This is a genomic window from Streptomyces sp. NPDC127092 (assembly GCF_042722475.1).
GTDB lineage: Bacteria > Actinomycetota > Actinomycetes > Streptomycetales > Streptomycetaceae > Streptomyces.
This window is the reverse complement of record NZ_JBHXFE010000011.1, coordinates 1-10,390: the sequence shown is the minus strand read 5'-3', so window position 1 is coordinate 10,390 and position 10,390 is coordinate 1. Positions and strand designations below refer to the sequence as shown.

The 10,390-nt window shown below is 71.6% G+C and carries 9 protein-coding genes; 6 read left to right on the top strand and 3 right to left on the bottom strand.

Going from position 1 to position 10,390, the window contains the following annotated elements:
* Positions 1-124: 124 nt before the first annotated feature.
* A complete protein-coding gene (locus ACFWJO_RS11620) occupies positions 125-1,630 on the bottom strand; it encodes a peptide MFS transporter (RefSeq protein WP_386864527.1) in 1,506 nt (501 codons plus the stop codon).
* A gap of 446 nt (positions 1,631-2,076) precedes the next feature.
* On the opposite strand from ACFWJO_RS11620, the gene ACFWJO_RS11615 reads away from it, so the two are divergent.
* Positions 2,077-2,754, top strand: coding sequence for a response regulator transcription factor (locus tag ACFWJO_RS11615; RefSeq protein WP_351577187.1), 678 nt, complete (start codon positions 2,077-2,079; stop codon positions 2,752-2,754).
* Between the two features lie 12 nt (positions 2,755-2,766).
* Positions 2,767-4,038, top strand: coding sequence for an ATP-binding protein (locus ACFWJO_RS11610; protein ID WP_386864526.1), 1,272 nt, complete (start codon positions 2,767-2,769; stop codon positions 4,036-4,038).
* A gap of 10 nt (positions 4,039-4,048) precedes the next feature.
* Here the strand turns inward: ACFWJO_RS11610 and ACFWJO_RS11605 are convergent, their stop codons facing one another.
* Positions 4,049-4,564 (bottom strand): GtrA family protein, encoded by a 516-nt coding sequence (locus ACFWJO_RS11605; protein WP_386864525.1) that lies wholly within the window; start codon positions 4,562-4,564, stop codon positions 4,049-4,051.
* A 187-nt stretch (positions 4,565-4,751) separates the two neighbouring features.
* On the opposite strand from ACFWJO_RS11605, the gene ACFWJO_RS11600 reads away from it, so the two are divergent.
* The 4 genes from ACFWJO_RS11600 to ACFWJO_RS11585 all read left to right on the top strand — a co-directional run bounded on the left by ACFWJO_RS11600 (position 4,752) and on the right by ACFWJO_RS11585 (position 8,747).
* On the top strand, positions 4,752-5,891 hold the full coding sequence (locus ACFWJO_RS11600; protein WP_386864524.1) for a 5-(carboxyamino)imidazole ribonucleotide synthase: 1,140 nt from the start codon (positions 4,752-4,754) through the stop codon (positions 5,889-5,891).
* A 34-nt stretch (positions 5,892-5,925) separates the two neighbouring features.
* Positions 5,926-6,423 (top strand): 5-(carboxyamino)imidazole ribonucleotide mutase, encoded by a 498-nt coding sequence (gene purE, locus ACFWJO_RS11595; protein ID WP_386864654.1) that lies wholly within the window; start codon positions 5,926-5,928, stop codon positions 6,421-6,423.
* Positions 6,420-7,616, top strand: a complete 1,197-nt coding sequence (locus tag ACFWJO_RS11590) for a dipeptidase (RefSeq protein WP_386864523.1) — start codon at positions 6,420-6,422, stop codon at positions 7,614-7,616. The genes purE and ACFWJO_RS11590 overlap by 4 nt, the downstream gene beginning before the upstream one ends.
* A 195-nt stretch (positions 7,617-7,811) precedes the next feature.
* Complete coding sequence (locus ACFWJO_RS11585) at positions 7,812-8,747, top strand: membrane dipeptidase (protein WP_386864522.1); 936 nt, start codon at positions 7,812-7,814, stop codon at positions 8,745-8,747.
* 59 nt (positions 8,748-8,806) lie between these two features.
* Here the strand turns inward: ACFWJO_RS11585 and ACFWJO_RS11580 are convergent, their stop codons facing one another.
* Positions 8,807-10,144, bottom strand: coding sequence for a UDP-glucose dehydrogenase family protein (locus ACFWJO_RS11580; protein ID WP_386864521.1), 1,338 nt, complete (start codon positions 10,142-10,144; stop codon positions 8,807-8,809).
* Between the last annotated feature and the right edge of the window lie 246 nt (positions 10,145-10,390).

Below are 10,390 nucleotides of genomic sequence, written 5' to 3'. Positions count from 1 at the left end.
AAGACCCAGGACATGCGGAGACCGGGACGCGGGGAAAACGGGCCGGGCGGAGGAGGGGGTCCTGGCCCGGCCGCGGGGGGGGGTTCCGGCCCCAGGCCCTTCGCACAGGGAGTCCGTCAGGACGTCAGCGCACGTCGCCCATGAGAGCGCGGATCTTCTTGCCCGCGGTCATGAAGGCCAGGCCCGCGGCGATGGCCACCACGGCCCAGAGCGAGTAGTACAGCGCGTCGCCCAGCGGCTCGTTGAGCTTGGTGGTCCAGCCGTTGAGGGCGTTGCCCGTCGCGGTGGCGAGGAACCACAGACCCATGATCTGGCCGACGAACTGCTTCGGAGCCAGCTTCGTCGACAGCGACAGGCCGACCGGCGAGAGGCACATCTCGCCGAGGGTCTGGACGAGGTAGACGCTCAGCAGCCAGAAGACGGTGACCTTGCCGGTCTCGCTGTTGGCCGCGGCGGCACCCGCGAGACCCATGATGGCGAACGATCCGCCGATGAGGAGCATCGCGAGGGCGAACTTCATCGGGGCGCTGGGCTCACGGTTGCGCTTGGCGAGCCGGACCCACAGCGCGGCGAAGAGCGGCGCCAGCACGATGACCATCGCCGGGTTGACGGACTGGTACCAGGACGCCGGGAACTCCCAGCCCAGGATCATGCGGTCCGTCTTGTTGTCGGCGAACAGCGTGAGCAGCGAGCCGGACTGGTCGTAGATCATCCAGAACAGCACGGCGGTGGCGAAGAACCACACGAACGCCTTGATCTTCGGCTTGTCCTCGGTCTTCAGCGCCGGGTTGCGGTACATGGCGACGAAGTAGACGACCGGCACGATGATGCCGAGGATCGCGAGCACGTTCACGATGTGCTCGATGTCGTACGTGCCGAGCGCGATGTCGGCCAGCAGGGCGGCGACGGCGACTCCGCCCCAGAGGAGGACCTTGCGGAGCGCGCTGCGCTTCTCCTCGGGGGTGGCCGGGGTGCCCGGCTCCTTGCCGACGTCACCGAGGTGACGCGAGCCCAGGACGTACTGGACGACGGCGAGGGTCATGCCGATACCGGCGACGGCGAAGCCGAGGTGCCAGTTGACGTTCTCGCCGAGGTAGCCGACGACCAGCGGGGCGGCCATGCCGCCGATGTTGATCGACATGTAGAAGAGCGTGAAGCCGGCGTCGCGGCGGGCGCTCGGCTGGCCCTCGTACAGGCCGCCGACCATGGCCGAGATGTTCGGCTTCAGCAGACCCGTACCGGCGGCGATGAGCGCGAGGCCCACGAAGAACGCCGTGTCCGAGGGGATCGCGAGGGTGTAGTGACCCAGGGCGATGACGATGCCGCCGACGAGGACGGCCTTGCGGGCGCCCCACAGGCGGTCGGCGACCCAGCCGCCGGGCATGGCGGCCATGTAGACCACCGCGTTGTAGACGCCGTAGATGGAGGCGGCCAGCGCCTCACGTCCTTCGAGAGGACCGTCGAGCACACCCGCGACCAGGTAGAGGACGAGGATGCCGCGCATTCCGTACCAGGAGAAGCGCTCCCACATCTCGGTCATGAAGAGAGTGGCCAGGCCCCGAGGGTGGCCGAAGAACGTCTTCTCGGAACCCGGGGTTCCGGGAGAAGCCGTCGTCAGGCTGGACGCCATGTCGATCCTTGCTCTGTCGGGACGCGCGCTTCGTGAGCGGGATGCGCCCGGTGGGGGAGGCCGGCACCGGCGGGGTGCGGTCGCACCCTTCCGGGATCCACGCCCCGGCGCATCTTCGCGCGGGACCCGGCCCACAGGTCGTTCACTGTCCTCAAGACTGCCGATGGCGGCCTCGTGCAGAAAAGAGACCCTTGACGTGTCGAACACGGTCAAAGGTCCCCGTTTACCGCTACAGAACTCTCGACACCATACGACACGACAGTGCCGGATATGGAAGGACTTGAGAGATGGATCACAGGCTCTGACGGAACCAACTTCCGTCATTCCAAGGTCATGAGCAAATTACGGGCCAAGATCCAAAGGGGCCGACGCAGGCTCGCGTCCCCCGCCCCCGGCGCCGCCGGATCCCGCCCCGGCGCCGTGTCCGTGCGGACTACCATCACCTCATGACCCGTGTACTGCTCGCCGAGGACGACGCATCCATCTCGGAACCGCTGGCCCGCGCGCTGCGGCGGGAGGGATACGAGGTCGAGGTCCGCGAGGACGGACCGACCGCGCTCGACGCCGGACTCCAGGGCGGCGTCGACCTGGTCGTGCTCGACCTGGGCCTGCCCGGCATGGACGGCCTCGAGGTCGCCCGCCGGCTGCGCGCCGACGGCCACACGGTGCCGATCCTGGTGCTCACCGCCCGCGCCGACGAGGTGGACACGGTCGTCGGCCTCGACGCCGGCGCCGACGACTACGTCACCAAGCCCTTCCGCCTCGCCGAGCTGCTCGCCCGGGTCCGGGCCCTGCTGCGGCGCGGCGCCACCGAGCCCGCCGCCGCCCCCGCCACCCACGGCGTGCGGATCGACGTCGAGTCGCACCGGGCCTGGATGGGCGACGAGGAGCTCCAGCTCACCGCGAAGGAGTTCGACCTCCTGCGGGTCCTGGTCCGCGACGCCGGCCGGGTGGTCACCCGTGACCAGCTGATGCGCGAGGTCTGGGACACCACGTGGTGGTCCTCCACCAAGACCCTCGACATGCACATCTCCTGGCTCCGCAAGAAGCTCGGCGACGACGCGGCGAACCCGCGCTACATCGCCACCGTCCGCGGCGTCGGCTTCCGCTTCGAGAAGAGCTAGGCCGACTCCTCCGTGCGCCGCCGTCTGATCAACTCCACGCTCGCCGTGGTGCTCGTCGTCATCGCCGTCTTCGGCGTCTCGCTGGTGATCGTCGAGACCCGCACGATCTCCAGCAGCGCCCAGGAGAGCGTGGACTCCGAGGCGCTGCGGATCGCCTCCATCGTCGACAGCCGGCTGATCGGCGGCGAGCCCGTCGACGCCGGCGTCCTGGCCGACCTGAGCGGCGCCAAGCGCTACGCCCTGGTCCGCGTCCCCGGCCGCGCGCCCGTCGAGATCGGCACCCGCCCCACCGGCAGCGTCATCCGCGGCCTCGCCGAGGGCGAGCGCGGCGAGACCGTGGTCGTCGAGGAGAGCCGTTCCGTCGTCACCGACGAGGTCGGCCGCACCCTGATGATCATCGCCGCGGTGGCCCTGCTCTGCGTCGTGGCGGCCGTGCTGCTCGCCGTACGGCAGGCGAACAAGCTCGCCTCGCCGCTCACCGACCTCGCCGAGACCGCCGAGCGGCTGGGCTCCGGCGACCCGCGTCCCCGGCACCGGCGGTACGGAGTGCCCGAGCTGGACCGGGTCGCGGACGTCCTCGACGCCTCGGCGGAGCGGATCGCGCGGATGCTCACCGCGGAGCGCCGGCTCGCCGCCGACGCCTCCCACCAGCTCCGTACGCCCCTGACGGCGCTCTCCATGCGCCTGGAGGAGGTCGCCGTCGCCGACGACCTCGACACGGTCAGGGAGGAGGCGACGATCGCGCTCACGCAGGTCGAGCGGCTCACCGACGTCGTCGAGCGGCTGCTCACCAACTCGCGCGACCCGCGGAGCGGCTCCGCCGTCGCCTTCGACCTCGACGAGGTCATCAAGCAGCAGCTGGAGGAGTGGCGGCCCGCCTACCGCAGCGCGGGCCGGGCCATCGTCCGCTCGGGGAAGCAGGGCATGCGGGCCGTCGGCACCCCGGGCGCGGTCGCCCAGGTCCTGGCGGCACTGATCGAGAACTCGCTCATGCACGGCGGCGGCACCGTCGCCCTGCGCACCCGCGTCACCGGCAACCAGTCGGTCATCGAGGTCACCGACGAGGGCCCGGGCGTGCCCGCGGACCTCGGGGCGCGGATCTTCGAGCGGGCGGTCAGCGGGCGCAGCTCCACGGGCATCGGCCTGGCGGTCGCCCGGGACCTCGCGGAGGCGGACGGCGGGCGTCTGGAGCTGCTCCAGCAGCAGCCGCCGGTGTTCGCGCTCTTCCTGGGCCGCGAGGTCAGGAGCCGTACGGAACCGGAACCGGAGCGCCCGGTCCGGTGACAGGAGTGCGTCAGACCCGGTCGGGCTGCTTGCGGGCGGCCTGGCGGGGCGCCTGCTCCAGGAACGATTCGGCGGCCTGCACCGCCTCCTTCGCCGGCAGTGCGCGGAACACCCAGGTCCGGTAGGACCAGAAGCGGAACAGGGTCGCGACGCCGATGCCGAAGAACTTGAAGAAGTTGCTCTGCAGCGGCGTGTCCCAGCCGAAGCCGTACGTCGCCGTGTACAGGACGCCGTTCTCGATGACCATGCCGACGACGCTGAACAGCAGGAACAGCGCCATTTCCTTCGTGCGGCCGGACTTGTCGCGGTCACGGTACGTGAAGTAGCGGAACCCCACGTAGTTGAAGAGGATCGCCACGACCGTGGCGATGATGCTGGCCCGCACCACCGGAAGCTCGGTGACGTGGCGCACCAGGTTGAAGACGCCCAGATTCACCAGGACGCCCAGCCCGCCGACCACGCCGAACTTGGCGACCTCGCGGACGAGCCGGTCCACTCGCATGCGCAGCGCGCCGGGTTCGCTCATCGTGATGGCTCTGTCCCGTCCGTTCCGGATGTGTTCCGCCGACGCCACGGACGGCGTCAACCCAGCCATGCTAACCAGCCGCCCCCTCGACCGCCCGGGATGTGCGCGATCCGTGTGCGACCCCACCCCGACTGTGACAAAACACAGCCGGACGGGGCACCGGAAATTGTGCGGATACCCTAAGAGGGTGACGTTCCCGGTAGTCGGCATGGTCGGCGGCGGTCAGCTCGCTCGTATGACACACGAGGCTGGCATCCCGCTCGGCATCAAGTTCAAGCTCCTCAGTGACACCCCGCAGGACTCGGCGGCCCAGGTGGTGAGCGAAGTCGTCATCGGCGACTATCGCGACCTGGCCACGCTGCGTGACTTCGCGCGCGGCTGCGACGTGATCACCTTCGATCACGAGCACGTGCCCGCGGAGCACCTGGCGGCCCTGGAGGCGGACGGCGTCGTCGTCCGGCCCGGCCGTTCGGCCCTCGCGCACGCCCAGGACAAGGGGGTGATGCGGGCCAGGCTCGACGAGATCGGCGTACCCAGCCCGCGGCACCGCATCGTGGCGGACCCGGCCGACGCGGCGGTCTTCGCCGCCGAGGTCGGGGGCTTCCCGATCATCCTGAAGACCGTGCGCGGCGGCTACGACGGCAAGGGCGTCTGGTTCGTCCGGTCGGAGGCCGACGCCGAGGACGCCTTCAAGGCCGGTGTCGCGGTGCTCGCCGAGGAGAAGGTCGACTTCGCGCGCGAGCTCGCCGCGAACATCGTCCGGTCCCCGCACGGCCAGGCCGTCGCGTACCCGGTGGTCGAGTCCCGTCAGGTCGACGGGGTCTGCGACACCGTGATCGCGCCCGCGCCCGACCTGGACGACGAGCTCGCCGGGCAGGCCCAGGAGCTGGCCCTGCGGATCGCGAAGGAGCTGGACGTCGTCGGCCACCTGGCCGTCGAGCTGTTCCAGACCCGCGACGGCCGGATCCTCGTCAACGAGCTCGCCATGCGCCCGCACAACTCCGGCCACTGGACCCAGGACGGCGCGGTCACCTCGCAGTTCGCCAACCACGTCCGGGCCGTGCTCGACCTCCCGCTGGGAGACCCCCGCCCGCGGGCGAGGTGGACCGTGATGTGCAATGTTCTGGGTGGCGACTACCCGGACATGTACCAGGGGTACCTGCACTGCATGGCCAGGGACCCGCAGCTCAAGATCCACATGTACGGCAAGGACGTGAAGCCCGGCCGCAAGGTGGGCCACGTCAACACCTACGGCGACGACCTGGACGACGTGCTGGAGCGCGCCCGTCACGCCGCCGACTACCTGCGAGGAACGATCGTTGAGTAACCCGGCTGCTTCGACCCCGCTCGTCGGCATCGCGATGGGGTCCGACTCGGACTGGACCGTCATGGAGGCCGCGGCCCAGGCCCTCGACGAGTTCGAGATCGCCTACGAGGTGAACGTCCTCTCCGCGCACCGCATGCCGCGCGAGATGATCGCGTACGGCGAGGACGCCGCCGACCGCGGCCTGAAGGCGATCATCGCGGGCGCGGGCGGCGCCGCCCACCTGCCGGGCATGCTCGCCTCCGTCACCCCGCTGCCGGTGATCGGCGTGCCGGTGCCGCTGAAGTACCTCGACGGCATGGACTCGCTGCTCTCCATCGTGCAGATGCCGGCCGGCGTGCCGGTCGCGACCGTCTCGGTCGCCGGCGCCCGCAACGCGGGCCTGCTCGCGGCCCGCATCCTCGCCGCGCACGACCCGGAACTGCTCGGCCGGATGAAGGAGTTCCAGCAGGAGCTCAACGACCAGGCCACGGAGAAGGGCCGGCGACTGCGGCAGAAGGTCGAGGGCTCGGGCTCCTTCGGGTTCGCCCAGTGACCGCGGCGGCCGGCCGACTGGCGGAGGCGCGCGAACTCCTCGCCTCCGCCCCCGTCGTCGACGGCCACAACGACCTGCCGTGGGCGCTGCGCGAGCAGTGCGGCTACGACCTGGACAAGCTCGACATCGCGGGCGACCGCTCGGCCTCCCTGCACACCGACCTCGCCCGGCTGCGCGCCGGCGGGGTCGGCGCCCAGTTCTGGTCGGTGTACGTGCCGGGCCGGCTGGCCGGGGACCACGCGGTCAGCGCCACCCTGGAGCAGATCGACGCCGTCGACCGGCTGATCGAGCGGTACGCGGCGGACCTCGCGCCCGCGCTGACCGCCGACGACATCGAGAAGGCCCGCGAGGAGGGCCGGATCGCCTCCCTCAAGGGCGCCGAGGGCGGTCACTCGATCAACAACTCGCTGGCCACGCTGCGCGCCCTGCACACGCTGGGCGTGCGGTACATGACGCTCACCCACAACGAGAACAACGACTGGGCGGACTCGGCCACCGACGAGCCGCGGCACGGCGGGCTCACCGCCTTCGGCCGCGAGGTCGTCCGCGAGATGAACCGCACCGGCATGCTGGTCGACCTCTCGCACGTCGCCGCGACGACCATGCGCGACGCGCTGGACGCCACGGCCGCGCCGGTGATCTTCTCGCACTCCTCGTCCCGCGCGGTCTGCGACCACCCGCGCAACATCCCGGACGACGTCCTGGAGCGGCTGCCCGCCAACGGCGGCGTGGCGATGGCGACCTTCGTGCCGAAGTTCATCCTGCCCGCGGCCGTCGAGTGGACGGCCCGCGCCGACGAGAACATGCGCGCCCACGGCATGCACCACCTCGCCACCACGCCGGAGGCGATGGCGATCCACCGCGCCTTCGAGGCGGACAACCCGCGCCCGATCGCAACCGCCGCCACGGTCGCCGACCACCTCGACCACATGCGCGAGGTCGCCGGCATCGACCACATCGGCATCGGCGGCGACTACGACGGCACGGCCTTCACACCGGCCGGCCTGGACGACGTCGCCGGCTACCCGAACCTGATCGCGGAGCTGCTCACCCGCGGCTGGTCGCACGCCGACCTGGCGAAGCTGACCTGGTCCAACGCGGTCCGGGTGCTGCGCGACGCGGAGGCGGTGGCGCGCGAGCAGCAGACCCTGCGGGGCGCGTCGATCGCGACGATCGACACCCTGAACGCGTAGGGCTTGTTTGGCGGATCAGGGTCGGACAGGCCCTAGGCCGCACCGGCAGGCTGACGCGCCGTCACGGAGGGGTCCACCCGGTGGGCCCCTCTTCGCCGTTCCCGGGCGTCGCCTGGACGGCGTAGTCCGCCGTGCCCGCGGCGAAGGGCGGTGGCACGGTTGCCGTACTGCCTAGTAGTACGGAGTGAGTCACCCATGGCAGATCTGCTCGACGATCCCACCACGACCTTCACCTTCGCCCGTGCCGCCTCGGCGGGCGACACCGATCCCCCCGGACATCCCCGGCCCCTCGACGAGTCGACCCGTGCGCGCGCGCTGCTCGCCGCGCAGCCGGTCGTCGAGGGGCACACGGATCCGCCTCACGTCACCGACCCGGATCCGGACCCGGAGGACCTTCCTCCGGTACGGGCGGCAGAGGCGGGAGCACAGTTCTGGTCCCTGCGCGTGGACGCCGACGACGGCGTGCTCGGCACCCTGCGCAGGATCGACGCGGTCCGGGCCCTCGTGGCGGCCTGCCCGGAGCACCTGCGCCTCGCGCACACCACCGCGGAGATGGCCCACGCCCGCAACTGCGGCCGGGTCGCCGTGCTGCTCGGCCCGGTGAGCTGGGCGGCCGTCGGCGGCTCGCTCGCCGCCCTCCGGGCGTACCACGCGCTCGGCGTACGGGCGGTCAGCCTCACCCGCTACGACCGCTTCGCCCGCGAGGCGGTACGGGAGATGAACCGGCTCGGCCTGGTCCTGGACCTCGCGGGCGCCGACCCGGACACCGTCCGCCAGGCCCTCGCGGTGAGCCGGGCCCCGGTGCTCCTCACCCGCGCGGAACCGGACGCCCTGCCGGACGACGTGCTGGGCCTGCTCGGCGGGAAGGGCGGCGTCTGCATGGTGCCGGTCACCCCCGACGCGTCCGCCACGGCCGACGGCCTGGACCGCCTCCGGGCCCTCGCGGGCCCCCGGTCCTGCGGCCTGTCCCACACCACGGCCCCGGCCGTCGGCTACGCCCCGCTCTTCGCGGAGCTGCTGCGCCGTGACTGGCAGGCCCAGGACCTGGTGGCCCTGGCCCACGGCAACGCCACCCGCGCGCTGCGCGAGACGGAGTTCCGGGCCCGGGCGTACCGCCCGAAGGCGGCCTGACGCACGCCCCGCGCGGGCCGCGCCCACCCGGCGCGCGGCCCGCGCGGGGCCGCGTCGCGTCAGGCGCGCGGGCGGCCCATCGCGCGGTAGGACCAGCCGGCCTCGCGCCAGCGCAGGGGGTCGAGGGCGTTGCGGCCGTCGAGGATGACGGGCGAGGAGACCACCGAGGCCAGCTCCGACGGGTCCAGCGCGTCGCGGAACTCGCGCCACTCGGTGAGGTGCAGCACCACGTCCGCGCCGCGCACCGCGTCGAGCGCGGTGGGCGCGTAGCCGAGCGTCGGGAAGAGCCGGCGGGCGTTGTCCATGCCCTTCGGGTCGTAGACGGTGACCTGGCCGCCCTGGAGGTGGATCTGGCCGGCCACGTTCAGCGCGGGCGAGTCGCGGACGTCGTCCGAGTCCGGCTTGAACGTCGCGCCGAGCACGGCGACCCGCTTGCCGAGGAAGCCGCCGCCCAGCGCCTCGCGGGCCATCTCCACCATGGACGCGCGGCGCCGCATGTTGATGGAGTCGATCTCGCGCAGGAAGGTCAGGGCCTGGTCGGCGCCCAGCTCACCGGCGCGCGCCATGAAGGCCCGGATGTCCTTCGGGAGGCAGCCGCCGCCGAAGCCGATGCCGGCCCGCAGGAACTTGCTGCCGATCCGCTCGTCGTGCCCGATGGCCTCGGCGAGCTTGGCCACGTCGCCGCCGGCCGCCTCGCATACCTCCGCCATCGCGTTGATGAAGGAGATCTTCGTGGCCAGGAAGGAGTTGGCGGAGGTCTTCACCAGCTCGGCGGTCGGGTAGTCGGTCACCACGAACGGCGAGCCCTCGGCGACCGGCACCGCGTACACCTCGCGCAGCACCTTCTCGGACCGCTCGCCGCCCGCGCCCTCGGACAGGCCGACCACGATCCGGTCCGGATGCAGGGTGTCCTGCACCGCGAAGCCCTCGCGCAGGAACTCCGGGTTCCACGCGAGCTCGACGCCCTCGGGCAGCAGCCCCGCGAGGCGCCGGGCGGAGCCGACGGGCACGGTCGACTTGCCGACGACGAGCGCGCCCTGCCGCACGACGCCCGCGAGCGAGGTGAAGGCGGCGTCGACGTAACTCATGTCGCACGCGTACTCGCCGTGCTTCTGCGGCGTGTTCACGCAGACGAAGTGGACGTCGCCGAAGGCGCCGACCTCCTCCCAGGAGGTCGTGAAGCGCAGCCGCCCGCTGGATCCCTCGATCCCGGCGACGTGCCGTGCGAGCAGGTCCTCGAGGCCCGGCTCGTACATCGGGACGCGCCCGGCGGCCAGCATCTCGATCTTCTCGGGTACGACGTCGAGCCCGAGGACCTCGAAGCCGAGCTCCGCCATGGCCGCGGCGTGGGTGGCGCCGAGGTAGCCGGTGCCGATCACGGTGATCTTCAGGGCCATGCGGTCTCCAGTGAGGAGTCGAGGTCGGGCGGAATGCCTGCCCGAGCATAGTCGGGGCCTGGATCGAGGCCGGGTCACGCCCTACCATTTGGGTTACTTAACGGTAGTTAGCAAAGCGTGGGAGTGGATGAGCGTGGCAGGATCCGCCGGTTTCGATCTGTATCGCCTGCCGGAGGAGCACGAGATGCTCCGGGAGTCGGTCCGTGCGCTGGCGGAGGCGAAGATCGCTCCGTTCGCGGCGGCGGT

What these genes read in the sequence shown, in the direction of transcription:
- ACFWJO_RS11615 (WP_351577187.1), top strand. Translation starts at nt 2,077, where the DNA reads ATGACCCGTGTACTGCTCGCCGAGGACGACGCATCCATCTCGGAACCG.
- ACFWJO_RS11580 (WP_386864521.1), bottom strand. Translation starts at nt 10,144, where the DNA reads ATGGCCCTGAAGATCACCGTGATCGGCACCGGCTACCTCGGCGCCACC.
- ACFWJO_RS11585 (WP_386864522.1), top strand. Translation starts at nt 7,812, where the DNA reads ATGGCAGATCTGCTCGACGATCCCACCACGACCTTCACCTTCGCCCGT.
- purE (WP_386864654.1), top strand. Translation starts at nt 5,926, where the DNA reads ATGGGGTCCGACTCGGACTGGACCGTCATGGAGGCCGCGGCCCAGGCC.
- ACFWJO_RS11605 (WP_386864525.1), bottom strand. Translation starts at nt 4,564, where the DNA reads ATGAGCGAACCCGGCGCGCTGCGCATGCGAGTGGACCGGCTCGTCCGC.
- ACFWJO_RS11620 (WP_386864527.1), bottom strand. Translation starts at nt 1,630, where the DNA reads ATGGCGTCCAGCCTGACGACGGCTTCTCCCGGAACCCCGGGTTCCGAG.